Here is a 19,050-nt window from a genome sequence, read left to right as displayed (position 1 = left end):
AGCTCCTCAATCCGGTATTTGGTAGTGATACCGCATTTCCGTCAGTTTCTTACCGCCAATCTCTAATTCTTCCTTTTTTCCATCAAAGACAAATCCGTATTTTTCGTAGAATCTTCTGGCGTGTGCATTCTGTTCGAACACCCACAGGCTGACTGTTTTATAATTTTGTTCCTTTAATTGGCGGACGGCAAGATCCATCAGTTGCCGCCCATAGCCTTTGCCCCACACATTGGATCGGTAATAGAGCGCGCTTATTTCCCCGACATCGTCTGCTAACTCTTGATCACGTGCCTTGCCGAATGAAATCATGCCCACCGGCTTCCCATCTGAATAAGCGATGTAAAAGGCATGCTTACTCATCGGTACCGCCTTTTTGAAAAAAGCAGCGCGTGATTGAGCGGTCAGCTGATCCAAGTACGATTGCGGAACAATGCCTTGATAGGCCGCTTTCCATGAAGAAGCATGGACAAGACCAAGGTCATCTGCATGCTTAACCGTTGCTTTTATAAATTTGATCATATACTCACCGCCTCCTTGTCAATCATCAAATAAATCGGACTCGTACTGCGTTAATAGCATTGGTAGTTCATTTTTATAAAAAGATAGCGTCCGCCATTTGTCTCCTGAAGAAAACTGCCTTCCTCGACAAATCCTGCTTTTTTATATACTTTTATCGCTCGCTGATTGAAGGTCGCAACAGACAGCGTCAGATGATCGGGTCTGCTTTTTGAGATAATATATTGAATGCCTGCCTCAACGAATTGCTGTCCCTTCCCCTTACCGGTTAGTTCCGGCTTCATACCTAAACCGATTTCAATGGTTTGGTTTGAAACAGGAAAAAAGCAAAAAAAGCCAACCAGTTCCTGCCCTTGGATGACGCTGTAATAAGCATCGCCGCGAGCTTCAGCGCTAAGTAGTTCCTGCAGATCCTCTTCATCTGCTTCCATATCGTAAAAAGAATACTCGCCTTCATAATGCCAATGAAAGGCGATTTCTTCAGCTTGTTCCTGTGTCATTCGTTCAATTCGATTCTTCATTAGAAAACATCTGCCTTTGCAAAATCGTATCAAATTCATTTTCATGGTACGCTAACTCTATGAAGAAAAGAGGCGTATTCAATGACTTTAATCAAAGAATTCTGTTCAGAAAATTTCACCCATGTTCCGAAAGCAATTGAACGCGGTGCAGACCGGATTGAGCTGTGCGACAACCTCGCAGTCGGCGGTACCACGGTCAGCTCCGGCGTTATGGCGCATACGGTCCGCTTCTGCCATGCCCGCAACATCCCGGTAATGGTCATGATTCGTCCTCGCGGCGGTAATTTTGTCTTTTCCCGAAATGAGCGCTGCATCATGCGTGCAGACATCGATCAGGCAAGCCGCTTCGGTGCCGATGGCGTCGTTTTTGGATGCCTGACCGATCAAAATCAGCTCGATGTTGGTGCAACTGCTGACTTAATCGATGCAGCTTTCGATTTAGAAATCACCTTTCATATGGCATTTGATCAACTCTCCCACGAGGATCAATTTGTTGCCATTGACTGGTTAGCGGCGCGCGGTGTTAAAAGAATCCTGACCCATGGCGGACCAATGGATCAGCCGATCACGCATCACTTGAATCATTTACGCAAACTGATTCACCATGCCGCCGGCCGACTGATCATTCTGCCTGGCGGCGGCATCACGACCGTGAACGCTGCGTTCGTTGCTCAACAGTTGTCGGTTCAAGAGGTCCATGGTACGAAAATTGTTCCGCTTCCTTAAAGCAGCTGCTGATAGAGCTTGAGAAAATTCCCGCCGAGGATTAATCCGATTGCCTCATCAGAGTAGCCGCGCCGGATCAGTTCCTCGGTAAACAGCGGCAGATGCTTATGACTCGGAATCACATCAAAGGATTCGCGCGTATGTCCCGCCGGTTTAAGCGGCAGTTCGGTCAGGAAGGTGCAAATATCGAGACCAACACCGACATGGTCGATGCCAACCAAGTTAACCATATAATCCAAATGATCGATTAAGTGCGCCACATCACCGTCTTCATAACGGTCGGAGACAAACGCATTGAACCCGTTCATTCCGATCACAGCGCCTCTTGCGGCCAGCTCGCGAATCTGATCGTCTGTTAGGTTGCGCATTGATGAGGCGAGCGCGCGTGCGTTGGAGTGTGAGGCAATAATCGGGCAGCGGCTGCGCTCCAGAACGTCGGCCAAACCAGCATCGTTCAAATGACTGACATCAATGATCATCTTAAGCCGTGCCGCCTCTTCGACCAATTTCACCCCAAACTCCGTCAGTCCGCCTTGCCGTCCTTCATCAACCGCTTTAAAATGACTGCCATCAGCGGCAAAGTTGCGCCTGCTCCAGGTCAGTCCGACAAAGCGCACCCCAAGCTGATAGAATATCTGCAAGAGTCCAAGATCATTGGTGAGTGGGTCCACGCCTTCAAGAGAAAGTAAGATTGCCAGCTTATTATGCGCGTGCGCATCCAAAACCGCATCATAAGTCGTGCAGAGCTGAAGTTTATCCGGAGACTCCTCAATTTCCGAATAAAGCGCGCTGATCTGATCAAGTGCCATTTTCAAACCCATTTCCGGCAGGTACTCACTTTCAATGAACAACGAGCAAACCAGTGCGCTAACCCCGCCCGCGCGTAGATCCGGCAGAAAATCCGTCTCAATCACTTTACGGTAGCCCAGCTTGCGCCGCAAATCCACTTCCATCAACAGATCAAAATGCGCGTCAAGCACGATATAGTGTTCATGCAGCCGCTGTGCATGTGCCTGAATCGATTCCTCCACAGCCAATTCCCCCTATGTATCACAAAATGCATCCCCAACAGCTGAGGATGCATTCATTTTCTTCATTATATCACGAGCAGAAACGGAGCAGATTACAGATCCTTGCGCGCAAAAATACGCAAGGAAAGCATGATTGAAAGCAAGGTAATCAGCACACCGACTAGCGCCGGAATCCAATGCTGAATCATTGCTGGAAAAGGCAGCGCATACGAGAAGTGAATCGGATGCGTGCGCAACCCTTTCATCAAGTAGCCAAGGGCAAATGGCGTACAGAAAATAATGACGAGAAAGATTCGACGCGTTTTTTCATAGCCAAACTTGTATTGAACCGGAATCAGAATAGCAAAAAAGAGACTGAAAAAGAGCAGACTTACACTGAAACCACTCACCGACAGTCGTTCCATGTACATTGGAACCACCGTCGCAGTCATCATCTGAATCAACGCGCACAACATAAAAATGAAAAAGACATCGAGGTATTTTGCCAGAACAACCGATTGCCGCATATACGGGGTCGCGCACAGCAGTGAGGTCCCTTTATATTTATACTCATCGGTCATCACGTGACTATATGAAAGATAGGCAATGAACAGTGAAACGATGAAAAAGCTGATTGAGCTGTCCATCATCTGCGAAGCAAGGTAGACCGGAGCAATAATGGCAAACACCATAAAGAAAAGAAGATCTTTTTTGATCAAGATAAAGTCCTTCAATACAAGATTAATCAGCATCGTGTTCACCTCCAATATACGCCAGCATGATGTCTTCAATGGACGCGCGCTCAATCACTGCTTCAGGCATGACCGCACGCACGTTGTCCCTTTGATTCGTTACCGCTTCAAAACCGTATGGCGACTGGCGCACACTCAAAAAAAGTCCACGTGTCTCTTCATTGATCCAAGCGTTGTCTCCTTTGACACGCACATGCGTTTCAAGTAGCTCATCTTTTTCTTCTTCAAAGGTTATTTGCCCATGATCAATCAGGATGAGCATATCAGCAATTTTCTCCAGATCGGACGTGATGTGGGTCGAAAAAAAGACACTTTTTCCTTCTTCCTGCATGAACTCAAGCAGAATATCCATCAACTCGCTACGCACCAGCGGATCAAGCCCGCTTGTCGGTTCATCCATAATCAAGAGATCAGCATGATGCGAGAGCGCAAGCGCCACCGCGTACTTCATCCGCATACCTTTGGATAAGCTGGCAATTTTCTGTTTTAAATCCAACTTAAAGCGTTTGATGTAGCTGAGAAAAACCACCTCGTCCCACTGTGAATACGCCGCGGCGAGTACGTTTTTCATCGCTTTGAGGGTCAGATTCTCATAAAAATAGCCTTCATCCATAACAAACCCGATCCGGTCCTTCAGTTTGCGTTCATTTTTATTCAGGTCTTCGCCAAACAAACGAATCCGCCCGGAATCCTTAACCACGAGACCGAGAATCGATTTAATGGTCGTTGTTTTCCCAGAACCGTTTGTCCCGATAAATCCGGTGATACAACCTTCTTCTAATGAAAAATTCACATGATCGAGACAAAAACGCTGAAATCGTTTAGTCAATTGATTTACTTCTAACACCGCTTGGGTCATTGTTCATCCTCCTCTTCAAATAAGAGATCCAGCATCTCATGCAATGCGCTCTTTTCGATCCCCAGTTGACGCGCCATCCGGCAGGCAGCGAGCAGCTTTTCTTCTACCATTTTCCGCTTGGATTCAATCAGCAGCTCTAGGTTTTCCGGCGCAACATACGAGCCTTTACCGACCCGCGTGGTGATGAATCCTTCCGCTTCAAGTTCCGCGTATGCCTTCTTTGTGGTTAAAACGCTGACATGCAGATCATTGGCCAACGCGCGTATTGTCGGCAGACGCTCGCCCTCTTCCAATGCGTTCGTCATAATCGCTTGCTTGATTTGATCCTTAATCTGTTGATACAACGGTTGATTTGATCGATTTTGAATAATAATTTTCATTCTGCAACCTCTTTATGTGCTCATCTGTATAAATTGATTATATACAATATACACAATGTGTACAATACACCCATCAAAAAATAACCTCCTGATGAACTGCATCATCAAGAGGTTTTTTTGGAGCCATACAGTAGATCATTTCCAGTGGCTGCGCCGCATGCTTGCTTCTTAGGTTTGCTTTGAGCTGACTGCTATCAAGAGCAATATTGCCGTCTGAGCATCAAGTGCAAGGTATTGTTGTTCACGCATCCGTAGCGCGTGTACCTGTACCGTTTCCGCCAATGTAAGTTCCTTACCGAAAAATGTTTGCACGCAAGAAATTCACGTTAATTGATAAGTGGTCGCAGAAAGAACGCAATTCAAAAAATCATTTTATTTCAACTCATCATCCAATGGAACAACACATTCATCCAGTGTTTTTCTCCATTGACGTTTCATCCCCGGACCATATTTTAATGGTTTAGCATCTGAATGAACAATTTTGTATTGATCAAATCGTTTACTGTCAATGATACTTCCGATATTCGGTATGGGGTCTGCGCCCACTACATATTGAATTGCTGATGAATAGAGCTCATTTTTATCCACAAACCAGGTATTCGCAAATGCCTCGATCACATGATTACGAGCTTGTGTGAAATACCGACGCTTCACAACAAGAACATCTTCTTCCGGATCAATCTCCTTGTTATCAATCGCATTCAATATTTTTCGATAGATTTGTTTGACATTTTCAGTTTTATTCAATTTTTGAAGTGCCTTTTCAATTTCATCACGGATATCCTGATTATGTGCAGAATAAGTATCTAATAGTCGATCAATATACGCAGAATCAATATCGTACGCTTTTTTTGCATTTTCTCCAAAGAATTCAATTCCTGATAAGTCCGGTCCTATACCAACCGGATCAGGCGGAACAGGAGGATCAGCCATCAATGATCCTTTCACCGTATTATAGACGCCCTTATATTCTTCTAAAGTTTGGACTTGTTCTTGAAGTACTTTTGATTTTTCCATTTCATCATTATAGTCATCGTAAGTGACAAGTGCTTCATAAGAATGATTAAATTCTTGGAAAGCTTTCACAAAATCAATTCGCGTTTCAAGTGGCGAATGCTCATCAATATCAGCTGCGTTAGGTATTAATGTTGTTAATGCTTTATGTGCTTTTTTGAATCGTTTCTTCGATTCGTCATAGGTTGGATACACAAGGTTCGTTTCTTTTTGTTCCGATGAATATAGCTTGATCGCTTCTGCCACATTCTTCTCCATTGTATAAGGCTTACGAAAGGTGACAATCAATCCCTTGCTCTTTCCCGGATAAGTTCGGTTGGTACGAGAAAATGCTTGGATCAAGTTTGCATAACTGAGGTTGCGATCCACAAACAGTGTTTGGATTGTCGGTGCATCAAAGCCAGTCAGTAAGCGATCCACAACGATCACAAGATCAATTTGTTTCCCAAACGCTTTAAACTCTGCTTTCTTACGGGCAAGTCGATTATTGATATCACCATTGTACCGTTCAATATCCTCAATGGACCAAGCAGTATGATAGTACGTATTATATTGTTTAATGATTTCTTTCATTTTATCTTGAACTTGTTTCGCATGATCTTGGTTTTCTTGAACCGAATACGTAATCGCGATTCGTGGAAAGTCAGGATCTTCAATGACACGCCCTGTGCGCATCGGATGATCGGCAAATTCTTTCGTTAACCATTTTGGATCTTTAGTCAGTTCCTTGATCGCATAATAATAACGTTTTGCCATATCAATCGAGCTTGTCGTCAAAATGGCGGACTTTTGCGGGCGACCATTTTGAAAATCAAATTTGATATAGGCATTATCCGGGCGGAAGATCTTATGCAACACCTTTTGAATATGTTCGTCACGTTCAAAAACAGTAGGTTCCAGGTACTGTTCTTTTTTAATTCCATCCTTTTGGTCAATCAAAACATTAATCCCATCCACACTATAGCTCGCGTACTTTTCGTTTACTTTCAATTGATCAAAAATGTAATTATTTAATGAATTGGTGTCAATCGTATCCTCATGTTCAACCTGAAAACCCAAAACGGCGCCATCATCTAGGGCGTTTTTAATTGTATAGGTATGGAGTACTTCACCGTATTGATCACGGGTCGTTCGAGCCAATTGCCCTTGGGCTTGTTTTTTATTCTCATCGAATATGGGCGTGCCTGTAAAACCAAACCAGGTTGAATTGGGGAAAAATTTTTTAATGGCTTCCATGCCTTCCGCACTTAACGCTCGATGACATTCATCAACAACGAAGACAATATGTCGGCCAAGTAATTTCTTAAATCGTTGTGTTCCTTTTTGTTCTTCTTGCCTTTGCGCATATCTTAAGGCAGCTTCTAATTTTTGACGTGTTGTAATGATCACCGTATTGGCATTCGCATCAGATAAGAGCGTAGTACTTAACTCCTTCGCGCTACCTGTCCCTACAATCAGGCTATTCGACTTTGCATCACCAGAAGAAATACCCGTATTAAATTCTGAAGCAAATTTGGTAAATTCCGTGGTGGTTTGATTGTCCAAGTCTTTTCGGTCAATCAACATAATCGTGCGATCAACACCTGGTTTACGTGCTAATAACTTCGTCGAAACAAAGCTCGTTAATGTCTTCCCTGATCCTGTCGCATGCCAAACGTAACCTGACTCATGTTTCATCGCAGAGGTAAACAAAGCTTCAATAGCATGGATTTGATACGGATGTAAAACCATCAATGCTTTGTTGTCTTGGTCTTCACTGACAATCATATAATTAGCAATCAACCGATGAGCATCCGGAATATTCAGAACTTGTTTAACAAATTCATAGAGATTGTCTACTTTACGATTATCCTTAGTTCGCCAACTAAAAACAGATTTCTTATACATATCTTTTGGCGAGGCATTGGCAAAATAACGCGTTGTTTGTTCATTGGAAATAACAAACAGCTGTAAAGTAGAAAATATATTGTTCCGAAACATTCCTTCTTCAGCATATTTTTTTATTTGATTGAACGCCTGAAATACCCCGTCTTTAGCACTAACCTGTTTCAATTCAATTTGAACAATCGGTAGCCCATTAATTAATAGGGTGACATCAAAACGTCGATTTCGCCCTTCCATCTCGATCTTTTGTTTCGCAACTTGATGAACCACTTCATAGGTAGAGATTCCTCCACCAATGTCCTGATTGGAATACAGGATTAGTGATAGCGAACCAAGCGAAACATCTTCCCGTTCTATGCGAATACGAGCAATCCCATTTTCCCCTTTGAGCCACTTTGCAGCATCAAAAGGAGTTTGAGTATGTACTAACAATTCGGTCTTTATGCGATCAAATTCTTTATCAGTAATGGGGTAATCGCCAAGCTCCGATAAATTATTTTGCGTAATTTTTTTGCGTAAGTTCTGCCATAAATCGTCTTCTGACTTTATATCCGGACGATAGTTCCATTGGTTATGACCTTCACCCAGCACTTCAATCAGCCGACGCTCTACTTCTGCTTCATCATGGAGTGGATTTTTCATTATTATTACTTCCCCACCTTCGTTACAGCCTACATTTTTCCCTAGATAAATTCTCCTAAAGTATATCATGACCGTGCGATCAATTGTGTCATAAAGCGAATGTTGAGGCTTGGGAACAGGTGATTAATGAATGATGCAGTTAGCTGTACTCGTTCAATGGTACAACTATTCGTTTTCATTTATATTTTTGTCCTTTCTTAACTTTTCCGTATTATAAACGGTATACCCTTCATAGTAATAACTGGCGTCAATACCTTTCATATACACGTCACGATCATTCACCTTGCTCGTCAAAGCCCCTTTTAACAAATGCTTGATTTCAATATCCTTAATCGGACTGCGTTCCATTGCCAACAAGTAGTCTTCCTTATCAACCTGACTCCAGTCCACAACCTGTTTCAATTCTTTTTTTAGTATCAAATCAAGCCAGATGCGCGTGCTGCGCCCGTTTCCTTCACGAAATGGGTGAGCAATATTCATCTCCACGTACTTTTCAATAATTTCATCAAAAGTAGACTGCGGCATCCCATCAATATGCTTTAGTGCAGCATCTAAATACATTACAGGTGCAAAGCGGAAATTTCCCTTGGCAATATTGACATCACGAACCTTGCCTGCAAAATTATAGATCTCATCAAAAAGATAGGCGTGAATTTTTGCCAACGTTGCAAAAGTTCCTGGCGTTAAACGATTTAAAACACCTGTTTCAAATAACGCAATCGCTTTTGTTTTACTGATTTTTTCTTCCGCTCGCGCAAGCTCCACTGAATTCGTGATCCCTAATTTATTTTGTAGCATCTTACTCACCCCTCGTATCTTATATTTAAGTCTAAGAATTTTTTAATTCAATATCTTCCTCCGGTTGTGACCTTCACTCAGTACGCCAATCAGCCAACGCTCTATTTCTGCTTCATAAAGTGGATTTTTCATTATTGCTTCCCCACCTTCGTTGCACCCTAAATTTTTCGGAAAGACACTTTTAAATTATATCATGACAGTGCTTCCAATTGCGTTGTTAAGCAAGTGTTGACGATTGGGAACAGCGAGCGTTTTCTGACCTAATTACAAGAATATCTAAATCTAGTGAAGAAGATGAGTTGCCTCGTATTGAATACGAAGATATTATTTCTGGTCAAGGTAGGTTAAAAAAAGACATCTTTACCAAGAAAAGCGACAAAAATGGCATCGAATTTGAAGCTGGTGATTCTTTGTTTGGGAAGTTACGCCCTTATCTTCAAAAATGGTTGCTGCCTGACTTTAGGGGGATTGCGGTAGGAGACTGGTGGGTTTTACGTCCAAATAAGATGGACAGTAGATTCATTTACAGCATAATACAAAGTAGCAAATATCAAACAGTTGCTAATTTATCAGCTGGTACAAAAATGCCACGTTCAGATTGGAAAGTTGTGTCTTCAACATATTTTGCGATACCTATTGATAAAGAAGAACAAGTAAAAATCGGCACGTTCTTCCAGAAAATCAACCAGACTATCGCTCTTCATCAAAGAAAATTAATAAGCCTACGGCGCTTAAAGAAAGCATTTCTGCAGCTATTGTTCCCGCAAAATGGTGAAACAGTGCCTCGGCTCAGATTCACTAACTTTGTGTCTCCATGGGAACAGCGGAAGTTGGAAGAAGTATCCAAACGAGTACGTGGAAATGATGGCAGAATGGATTTGCCAACCCTCACAATCTCAGCAAGAAATGGTTGGTTGGACCAACGCGAACGGTTCTCAGGAAACATTGCGGGGAATGAACAGAAGAATTATACATTGTTGAAAAAAGGGGAACTTTCGTATAATCACGGTAATTCAAAATCAGCAAAATATGGTACGATATTTACACTTAGAACCTATGAAGAAGCACTTGTGCCAAGAGTTTATCATAGTTTTAAAACTACTCAAGAGGCATCCTCTGATTTTATTGAATATATGTTTGCTACAAAACGCCCTGATAGAGAATTAAGAAAACTTGTATCTTCTGGTGCACGTATGGACGGATTGCTTAATATCAATTACAACGATTTTGTGGGGATAAAAATTATTCTTCCCTCAATAGAAGAACAAATAAGAATTAGTGGGTTTCTCAGGAATCTCGACCACACTATCGCTCTTCATCATGAACAAATTGACAAACTAATAAAATTGAAAAATGCCTATCTAAAAATGATGTTCATATAAAATATTATTGGCGGGAATGAGAAAACTTCTAAATAATTAAAGTGATGATTCAGACATCAACTATTATTTAGGAGGTTTTATTTTTGGTGAGGAAGAAAAAATCAGATCAGTTGTTTCACGAGTACTTCGAAGAATGGATTGAATTATACAAAGTTGGTGCCATTCGGTCCGTCACACTCCAGAAATATTACATGAGCCAACAGAGGATTGTTGAATTAGCTCCCCATTTAAAAATTGGCGAACTAAACCGAAAACATTACCAGCAATTACTGAACGATTATGCGATGACTCACGAAAAGCAAACAACTATGGATTTTCATCATCAATTGAAAGGCGCAATCCTCGATGCGGTGGATGATGGATTAATTGAGAAAAATCCAACTAGAAAAATAATCATAAAAGGAAAGAAGCCTAGCGAAAAGAAAACAAAATTTCTAAACCAGTTTGAGGTTCAGGCACTACTGAAACAATTAAATCTCACTGAAGAAATAAATTGGGATTGGTTTATCCTCTTAGTTACAAAAACTGGGCTACGGTTTTCAGAAGCATTAGCTCTTACTCCAGATGACTTTGATTTTTCAAAGCAGAAGATAACCGTGAGCAAGACTTGGAACTATAAAGGAACAACGGGAGGATTTCAATCAACTAAAAATGAATCATCTAAACGTAAGGTTCAAATCGATTGGCAAACAGCGATGCAATTTTCTCAGCTAATAAGGAATATGGATAAAAATAAACCGATCTTCGTGAAGAGCAGAGTTTTTAATTCTACAGTAAATAATCACTTAAGCACCTTATGTATAAAAGCCGATATACCGATAATCACCATTCATGGATTGCGTCATACACATGCATCACTTCTCCTTTTTGCCGGTGTTTCAATTGCAAGCGTAGCAACGAGATTAGGTCATTCAAGCATGACAACTACACAAGAAACTTACTTGCACATTATTCACGAATTGGAAAACCAAGATAATGACAAAATCATGCGACATTTATCTCTGTTAATGTAAGTTAAAAAAGGCACATGATGTGCCTTTTTAAATAAACATTTTTTGTAAGTATGCTTTTTTAAGTGATTGTAGCTTTTCAAGCTTAGTTTGATGAAGAGCAATAGTGTGGTCGATTTTCTGAAAGAAATCACCAATGCGGGTTTGTTCTTCTTTTTTCGGAAAAAGCAGATTAACTTCTTTTAAATCCGAATTATGCAGGTGAACAACAGATTTCCCTTGAGCTCGTTTGCTTATCTCTTTTTTCTGTTTACCATTCGAGATAGTCAGAGCTAAGAATACTGGATCAATCTCATTACTTGGTCGTATAATATTTAAATCCCCACCCAAAATTATTCCTGGTTTACTAACAGTTGATGCTCTTGAGATGTCTTCAGAAGTTTCTCCGGAAGCTGGAACGATTACTTCATTGCCCTGACTTATTACAGTGTTTTCTTTTTCTATAGTAAATGTATCTACAGATTCAATGACGGTTTCATACTTTGTATATAATCGCCCATACAAAATTACTGGATTACCTTCATCAGTCAAATTACTTTTTGAACAGCCATTACCTTTAGAAAATTCTGCTAAATCTTTCAACTTACGCTGTTCCCATTCTGACACAAAGTTAGCGAATCTTAGCCGAGGCTCAGTTTCACCATCATTTTGCGGGAACATTAGCTGTAGAAAAGCTTTTTTTAAGCATTGCAGTCTATCTAATTTTTTTTGATGAAGAGCGATAGTCTGGTCGAGACTCGCGAAAAAGGCACCGATTCTTTTCATTTCTTCAACTGATGGAGCAAGGAAAACATAGTCACGAATTTTGCTCAGGCCTAAAAATTTTTGGGTGTTTCCAGCGTTCTCCACTCGAATATATTTCTCAAACACTGGTGACTTCAATTGCTGAATTAAAAAACTATTGGGAGTTTCTCCACCAACTTTGATAAGAGCCACATTTTTAATTGCGAAGTCATCTCTATCAACAATTACAGGATTTCCGATTGTCCCTATCATTCCAAGGATAATATCGCCTTTATCAACTTTCGAACGTCTAATAATTGCCTCAAAATCTTCATCAGAGATGAAAGATACATCAACAAAATCTAACCCAGATTCTGTTAAGTTTTTTGAGGTGACAAGAGGATGTCCTTCTTGAAAATACCTTGGAGAGTCATGTGTTCCATCGCGAACATCTTTTATATCAGACAACTTCCGCTGTTCCCAATCGTCAAAAAAGCCGTCAAATCGTATCTCCGGTGCTACCCTCCTTTTCTCCATTATTGAAACACCGCCTTTGTTGCTGCGATGATATCTTTGGATTCGTCTGTTATTTTTAACTCGTCTAACAGTTTCAAGAATTCTTGCTCAGACTGAGCAATTTCATCATTTAAGGAGACTATTTCTTTACTCAACTCAATAATATTAATCGGTTCCTCTTCCTCAAATGTATCTACATAACGAGGAATATTCAAATTGAAGTCGTTCTCTTTTATTTCATCAAAGCTGGCAACATGGGCATATTTTTCAATATCTTCACGTTTTTTGTATGTATCAACAATCTTATCTATATTTTCTTCTGTAAGTTTGTTTTGGTTTTTGCCCTTCGTAAATTCCTTACTCGCATCAATAAATAAAACGTCTCGGCTTGTACGATTTTTCTTTAAAATGATGACTGTTGTTGGAATGGAAGTCCCGAAGAAAAGATTTGCAGGCATACCAATAATAGCGTCAATACTGCCATCCTCCAATAATTTCTTTCGTATCACTCCTTCGGCAGCACCACGGAAGAGCACACCATGTGGCAGGACAATCGCCATCGTTCCGGAATCTTTTAAGTGATAGTATCCATGCAATAAGAAGGCAAAATCTGCTTTTGATTTTGGTGCTAACCGTCCGTATCGGTTAAAACGAGAATCATCTAAAAATGTTTTATCCGCTGACCATTTAGCTGAATACGGCGGGTTCATTAAAACCGCGTCGAACGTATACGGCTCATCCGTTGGCCAATCTTTATTCAACGTATCGCCATTACGCAAACGCATATCTTCTTTATCAACCCCATGCAAGATCAGGTTCATCTTCGCGAGATTATAGGTAGTTGTGTTGAGCTCCTGTCCATGATATTTCACACTATCTGGATATACCAGATAATGCCGGACATTCAGCATCAAAGAACCTGAACCCATCGTTGGATCGAATACGCTAAACAAATTTTTAGTTTCTTGTCCAATGGTCACGATCCGAGCCATCATATCTGATACTTCGTGCGGCGTGTAAAACTCTCCCGCTTTCTTCCCAGCTTCTGAAGCAAACTGAGAGATGAGGAATTCATAAGCGTCACCTATGACGTCACCATTATGACCAATTACATCAACATCATTAAGCTTTTTCAATACCTCTGTAATCGTAATGTTACGTTGTTGGTCATCTGACCCTAGTTTTTTTGAATTCAAATCGACATCATCAAATAAACCATTGAATTGATCATATTTGGTTGACAGATCAATAAATGCTTTATTTAAGTCATTCAATTGAAAAACATTTTGTTTTGCTTGGTTTGTTAATACGTTAAATAAATATTTTGGTTCAATATCATATCCTAAAGTATCAACTAAGGTCTCAATCAAATCACTTTTAGTGTCTTCGTCGGCAAGTAGTTCATGATACAAATGTGTTTGTTTATCCTGTGTATCATATTTTTCTAGTGACTCATCTGCTAGTTCAACGACTTTTTCTAACAGTTTATCCGAAAGATATTTATAGAAAATCAGTCCTAATAAGTAGTCCTTGTATTCTGATGCATCCATCTTACTGCGCAAATGGTCTGCAGCACTAAATAGTTTTACGTTTAATTCGGACCCCATGCTCTAATAATCCCCTTTTTAGTGTTTGTATTTATTCTAACTTACGCTGTGATTAAGTGATAGTGATCTGACGATTTTTCATGATTTTTGATTTTATCCCTTTTATTAGGTGAAACTTCGAAAGCCCTTACACAAACACCTTCAGCACAATTTAACAAAGAAAAAATACCATCTGAAAAAGCTGGTATCCTGTCGTCGTATTTTTATCAAAAAATAAAACCTCCCGGCAATTTAATCTGGGAGGTTCAGTATATTAGCCCTTGCACCTGTTTTAATGACGATTATGTTTTCTGTTTAATTCAAGTGTCGCAACATAGTTGTCACCGGTAGTGCTCAGTACATAAAGCGTCAGTGCCGCATTCTTGCCTCTCAAATTTGCTTTGAGCTGGCTGAGATCAAGGGCAATGTTGCCGTCCGACGTTTCATGTGTATAGTAAAATTTCTTGTGCGCGTCCGTATCATATTTTTTCCCATCGGAAATCGTATAGGCAAGTGTACCGGACTCTTCCGTCAATGGACGGACATCTGCAGTAAAGTTTGCCGGAATATCAATTTTCTTCTTGCCGACATAGAGCGCATATTCATGTTCACTGCTTGTCGGACGCAGGTCTGCATGGATACGCTTTGCAGCTGAATCCCCCGCGCCACCTTTTTCTTTGCTGTGAACAAGATAAGCAACGCCGTTCGCCCACGCCTTTTGGAATTGATCAACCTTATACTTTCGCACTGCGGTATCGTCGGACGGCGCGAACGAATCATTAACAATCACATAATCCTGCCCATTCATTGTCTCGAAACCGCGCACAAGAATCAGATGCCCCGGTGTCGTACCCGGTGCACCTTCTACATACGGTTCATGCGTATTCGACGGGTCATTCGTGTAGCGAACGCTGACAGCGACCGGATACCCCGCTTTAATCTCGCGCTTCAAACCGTCAAGATCCGTAAAAATTGAATACGATTGATAACCGTAGCTGCCGGCAATCGCTGAGCTGAACGCCCAGTTTCCGAATCCTTCATAGTCATAATCATAATCACGAAGTGCCGTCTCCTCGAGAAGTAGGTTTTCACCCATACGATTCAGTGCCATTGTAATGGTCGTTGGGCTGCAAATCGAATGAGCGATTTTCGGATCACGAATCATTTGCGAGTAAGCCGGTGTCTCAATATCTTTATTCAGTTTAATTGTCGTCGGATGCTGGCTCATCGTACCCCAGCCCAGCTCAGTGGATGCCGCAAGCAGCCGAACCGTCGGCGCCACCTTTGGCTTATCGGTATGCAAAAGCGCTCTGATCTGGAATTTGTCCGCCGTCTCGCCGCGGCTGCCACGTACCGTGAATGTATCCACATCAACATAAGCAAGCGGATCCGATTTGTCGCTAACGCTCGACCGTTTGATGTTCGTCCCCCATTTTCCCCAGGTTCGCCATGTCGACCAATCCTTGACCTGCTCATTGTCCCCATGATCATGCTTGATTAAGGCGCGCACCTGAATCTCAACATGAGTTCCGGCCGGCGTGTCGCTGTTCCAAGAGGCGATTAGATACTCGAATGGATCAGTTGAAATTTCCGGGGACACAAACACACCGTCGCGCGCATAGCTGCCGTGCGTTTTTTTCAAGGTAACTGCACCATCGCCAGGACGTTGATGAATCGTCACATTCTGGAGTGCTCCCGTTGAAAATTCCTTTGCTGAACGGATGATGTACGTATGATCACTTTCTTTCCCTGATGTTTTGGCATGCCGCGCAAAGGTTTGTACCGGAATCCCGGCAATCAAACATACCAGAGCAATCGCCAATGCAGATTTGAGTCCTTTTTTCATTCGGATGCCTCCCCACTATTATTTATTGCGAGTGAAAAGATCGCAATAAAAAATCTCTTAATTTCTAACATAAGCCGATAGAAACAAAGAGAATAGAGTCGGTATGACTATTTTCAATATATTTTTTCTATTCTAACTCTTAGCCGATTAACGGCACAGCAATGCATGTCCGGCTGACTATTCGCTCCTGCTGATCACTTTTCATAGGACAAATCAACCATGTAGAACGATGGAAGGTCATGCTCAGAAGCTTTGATTCGTCGCGCACCGTTTCAAACGCCCTGACATACAGTGTGTTAACCGATAGGAACGAAAGGATGAATCCAATGTATTCAAATCAAATGTACCCGATCCCCTATAATTGGCGGGATTCTGGGGATGCCGGCCGTGCTGAATTTTCGCCGTATCCACAGAATCCTGCCTGGCAAATGCCCGTTTATTATCCTGACCCCGCCTACGCGCAAGGCCCGGTTTATGAACCGGAGTTTCGACCGGCTATCATGAACCGGAACGATTACGGGCCGGCTCCGATTGCTTTTAATATAGAAGAAGTAACCAAGCGGAATAACGCCTATCGACGCGCATTATGGACGGGGAGTCATCTGCAACTGACGTTGATGAGCATCCCTGTTGGCGGAGATATTGGGCTTGAAGCTCATCCGCATCTGGATCAATTTATCCGTATCGAGGAGGGTCAAGGACTTGTCATGATGGGTGATCGGCAAGACCAGCTCACGTTTCAGAGACCGGTATCCGATGACTTTGCCTTTATCATCCCTGCTGGAAAATGGCATAACTTAATCAATACAGGCAATCGACCGATCAAACTGTACTCGATTTATGCGCCGCCACAACATCCTCATGGAACGGTTCACGAAACAAAAGCCGACGCCATGGCTGCCGAACATTGACACTCACACTACCGCCGAATCCTATTTTTTCGTACCCATTCGACTTTATCAAATGCTTAAAATAGGAAAATAGTCTACACTAACAAGAGCAACAATTCTCATGCAGAAAAAGGAAACGGCGGTGCTTTTGTGTCTTTACTTGAGTTTTCCCATGTCTCGTTTACTAGAGAAAACAGAACTATTGTTAACGATCTCTCATTATCCATTGAAGCAGGGGATTTTCTATCGATTGTCGGTCCATCTGGAAGCGGAAAGAGCACATTACTCAGGCTGTGCTGCCACCTCATCAGTCCCACTGAAGGAACGATTCGCTTTCACGGGCAAGATCTGATGCGATTCAATCCAATGGAACTGCGCAAACAGATCAGTTATTGCTTTCAGATGCCCTACTTGTTCGGGGATACGGTGCGCAACAATCTGGAGTATCCGTTTTTGCTGAGAAACCAGCCCGTCGATCCGGACCGGCTTGAGGAATTATTCGCGGCTTTTCAAATGTCGACGAACAATTTGGAAAAGGAAATTCAGAATCTCTCCGGCGGAGAAAAGCAGCGAATTGCCCTGATGCGCAGTATCGTCTTTCGACCGGAAATTCTGCTGCTGGATGAAGTGACCTCGGCGCTTGATGTGGCGAACACGCAAATCGTTGAAAAAGTTATTGAGGCGCTGAATCAAGCGGGAATAACCATTCTGTGGATCACCCATAATCCGGAGCAGAGCCGCAAGTACGCGAATAAGATCCTGACCATTGATACCGGGGAAGTCCGCTCATTGGAGGCGATTCGATGAACGGCTCAGCTGCGATTCAAACCGGCTCGCTCTTGATTGCTTCTTCGCTGGTACTTGTCACGCTCTTTTTCTCGTATTGGCAGAAGCTGAAGCTTGAAAAAGAAACACTGATCAGCGTGATTCGTGCCGTCATCCAGCTTATTGCGGTCGGCTATGTTTTGAATTATGTATTCGGGGTGAAAAATCCCCTATTTACAACCTTTTTGCTGCTCTTCATGACGTTTAATGCCGCGTATAATGCAGCAAAACGCGGCCGCACGATAAGACATGGGCTCGCGATCTCATTTTTTTCCATTTTTATCGGCGCACTCGTAACCTTGACGGTGCTTCTGCTCTCAAAGACGATTCACTACGAACCGTACCAAATGATTCCGATTGGCGGCATGATTATCAGCAACGCCATGGTTGCGCTCGGGCTGTGCTATAAACAGATGACCGCGGACTTCAAGACGAAACGTGAGGAAGTCGAAACTAAGCTGGCGCTCGGTGCGGACATTCGTGCCTCCTCGATTGACATCATCCGTGATTCAATAAAAACCGGAATGCTGCCGACGATTGATTCTGCTAAAACACTGGGGATCGTATCCCTACCCGGGATGATGACCGGCTTAATCCTTGCCGGCGCTTCGCCGCTTGAGGCGATCAAATACCAGCTGATGGTCACCTTCATGCTGCTGTCGACAACGGCAATCGCTTCATTCATTGCTTGCTCCCTCGCCTACCGCGGCTTTTTTAACGCGCGCATGCAGGTGAAGTGATTGCCGAAACAATAAAAAGCGGATGCATGTTGCTTCGCTCATTTCAATTCAACGGCTGCTGGGAGAAGCAGCCGTTTTTGGCTAGAGATTAGGGAACGGGCACTTTTTGTCCGGTTTTTCTTATTGTCTAGGAAATGATAAAAGATCGCCTTGTGGATAACTCTCCGTTAAACGATTTGTAGAACTTTTGGAGAAGCGGGGCATGGTGAAGCGAAGCAGCGGGATCATCACTAACCCCTTTGGTTGATTCAAGTAGACCTTATCTCGAGCCGGTGAATCGATTTCTGGTCGCCTCTATGAATGGTTCGAATGCAGTACTTGTGCTCGATTGAAAGCGCAACCGATACCGAGTTTTACTCACGTTAACCCGGTACTGTTTTCTCTAAACGACTTGAAGCATTTTCAATATAAGGTATACTAATAGCAAGCG

Annotated in this window: 17 protein-coding genes; 6 read left to right on the top strand and 11 right to left on the bottom strand. The window is 42.4% G+C overall.

Annotated elements, in window-relative coordinates:
• Positions 1–6: 6 nt before the first annotated feature.
• Together SIN01_RS06825 and SIN01_RS06820 are read right to left on the bottom strand one after the other, a co-directional pair.
• Positions 7–519: a GNAT family N-acetyltransferase gene (locus SIN01_RS06825; RefSeq protein WP_010023831.1), complete on the bottom strand. Its 513-nt coding sequence runs from the start codon at positions 517–519 to the stop codon at positions 7–9.
• A gap of 50 nt (positions 520–569) precedes the next feature.
• Positions 570–1,037, bottom strand: coding sequence for a GNAT family N-acetyltransferase (locus SIN01_RS06820; protein ID WP_047035126.1), 468 nt, complete (start codon positions 1,035–1,037; stop codon positions 570–572).
• Positions 1,038–1,118: 81 nt separating this feature from the next.
• Between SIN01_RS06820 and SIN01_RS06815 the strand changes: the two genes are divergently transcribed.
• A complete protein-coding gene (locus SIN01_RS06815) occupies positions 1,119–1,763 on the top strand; it encodes a copper homeostasis protein CutC (RefSeq protein WP_010026126.1) in 645 nt (214 codons plus the stop codon).
• Here SIN01_RS06815 and SIN01_RS06810 read toward each other — a convergent pair.
• The 6 genes from SIN01_RS06810 to fic form a co-directional block, all read right to left on the bottom strand.
• Positions 1,760–2,794 (bottom strand): dipeptidase, encoded by a 1,035-nt coding sequence (locus SIN01_RS06810; RefSeq protein WP_010026125.1) that lies wholly within the window; start codon positions 2,792–2,794, stop codon positions 1,760–1,762. The genes SIN01_RS06815 and SIN01_RS06810 overlap by 4 nt on opposite strands.
• Positions 2,795–2,886: 92 nt before the next feature.
• Positions 2,887–3,525: an ABC-2 transporter permease gene (locus SIN01_RS06805; protein WP_010026124.1), complete on the bottom strand. Its 639-nt coding sequence runs from the start codon at positions 3,523–3,525 to the stop codon at positions 2,887–2,889.
• Complete coding sequence (locus SIN01_RS06800; protein ID WP_010026123.1) at positions 3,515–4,384, bottom strand: ABC transporter ATP-binding protein; 870 nt, start codon at positions 4,382–4,384, stop codon at positions 3,515–3,517. The genes SIN01_RS06805 and SIN01_RS06800 overlap by 11 nt, the downstream gene beginning before the upstream one ends.
• Positions 4,381–4,764, bottom strand: coding sequence for a GntR family transcriptional regulator (locus SIN01_RS06795; protein ID WP_010026122.1), 384 nt, complete (start codon positions 4,762–4,764; stop codon positions 4,381–4,383). Before SIN01_RS06795 ends, SIN01_RS06800 begins: the two co-directional genes overlap by 4 nt.
• A 372-nt stretch (positions 4,765–5,136) precedes the next feature.
• On the bottom strand, positions 5,137–8,304 hold the full coding sequence (locus SIN01_RS06790) for a type I restriction endonuclease subunit R (RefSeq protein ID WP_010026121.1): 3,168 nt from the start codon (positions 8,302–8,304) through the stop codon (positions 5,137–5,139).
• A 165-nt stretch (positions 8,305–8,469) separates the two neighbouring features.
• On the bottom strand, positions 8,470–9,102 hold the full coding sequence (fic, locus tag SIN01_RS06785; RefSeq protein WP_010026120.1) for a protein adenylyltransferase Fic: 633 nt from the start codon (positions 9,100–9,102) through the stop codon (positions 8,470–8,472).
• 299 nt (positions 9,103–9,401) lie between these two features.
• Between fic and SIN01_RS06780 the strand changes: the two genes are divergently transcribed.
• Entirely contained in the window at positions 9,402–10,484 is a 1,083-nt protein-coding gene (locus SIN01_RS06780; protein WP_202812810.1) for a restriction endonuclease subunit S, read from the top strand.
• Positions 10,485–10,567: 83 nt separating this feature from the next.
• The gene (locus tag SIN01_RS06775; protein ID WP_010023738.1) at positions 10,568–11,497 is read left to right on the top strand and encodes a site-specific integrase; all 930 of its coding nucleotides are present in this window, start codon (positions 10,568–10,570) and stop codon (positions 11,495–11,497) included.
• Between the two features lie 27 nt (positions 11,498–11,524).
• On the opposite strand, the gene SIN01_RS06770 is transcribed toward SIN01_RS06775, so the two are convergent.
• From SIN01_RS06770 to SIN01_RS06760, 3 genes are all read right to left on the bottom strand, one after another.
• Entirely contained in the window at positions 11,525–12,754 is a 1,230-nt protein-coding gene (locus SIN01_RS06770; RefSeq protein ID WP_047035112.1) for a restriction endonuclease subunit S, read from the bottom strand.
• A complete protein-coding gene (locus tag SIN01_RS06765; RefSeq protein ID WP_010024940.1) occupies positions 12,754–14,340 on the bottom strand; it encodes a type I restriction-modification system subunit M in 1,587 nt (528 codons plus the stop codon). Before SIN01_RS06765 ends, SIN01_RS06770 begins: the two co-directional genes overlap by 1 nt.
• Positions 14,341–14,611: 271 nt before the next feature.
• Positions 14,612–16,165 (bottom strand): C39 family peptidase, encoded by a 1,554-nt coding sequence (locus tag SIN01_RS06760; protein ID WP_084688939.1) that lies wholly within the window; start codon positions 16,163–16,165, stop codon positions 14,612–14,614.
• A 326-nt stretch (positions 16,166–16,491) separates the two neighbouring features.
• On the opposite strand from SIN01_RS06760, the gene SIN01_RS06755 reads away from it, so the two are divergent.
• From SIN01_RS06755 to SIN01_RS06745, 3 genes are all read left to right on the top strand, one after another.
• Positions 16,492–17,076 (top strand): cupin domain-containing protein, encoded by a 585-nt coding sequence (locus tag SIN01_RS06755; RefSeq protein ID WP_010025243.1) that lies wholly within the window; start codon positions 16,492–16,494, stop codon positions 17,074–17,076.
• Between the two features lie 129 nt (positions 17,077–17,205).
• Positions 17,206–17,862: an ABC transporter ATP-binding protein gene (locus SIN01_RS06750; protein ID WP_029548193.1), complete on the top strand. Its 657-nt coding sequence runs from the start codon at positions 17,206–17,208 to the stop codon at positions 17,860–17,862.
• A complete protein-coding gene (locus SIN01_RS06745) occupies positions 17,859–18,620 on the top strand; it encodes an ABC transporter permease (protein ID WP_010025247.1) in 762 nt (253 codons plus the stop codon). Before SIN01_RS06750 ends, SIN01_RS06745 begins: the two co-directional genes overlap by 4 nt.
• Positions 18,621–19,050: the final 430 nt, after the last annotated feature.

This window comes from Sporolactobacillus inulinus (assembly GCF_006539285.1).
Lineage (GTDB): Bacteria > Bacillota > Bacilli > Bacillales > Sporolactobacillaceae > Sporolactobacillus > Sporolactobacillus inulinus.
Note: the sequence above shows the minus strand (reverse complement) of the source record. Positions and strands in the feature narration are given on the sequence as shown.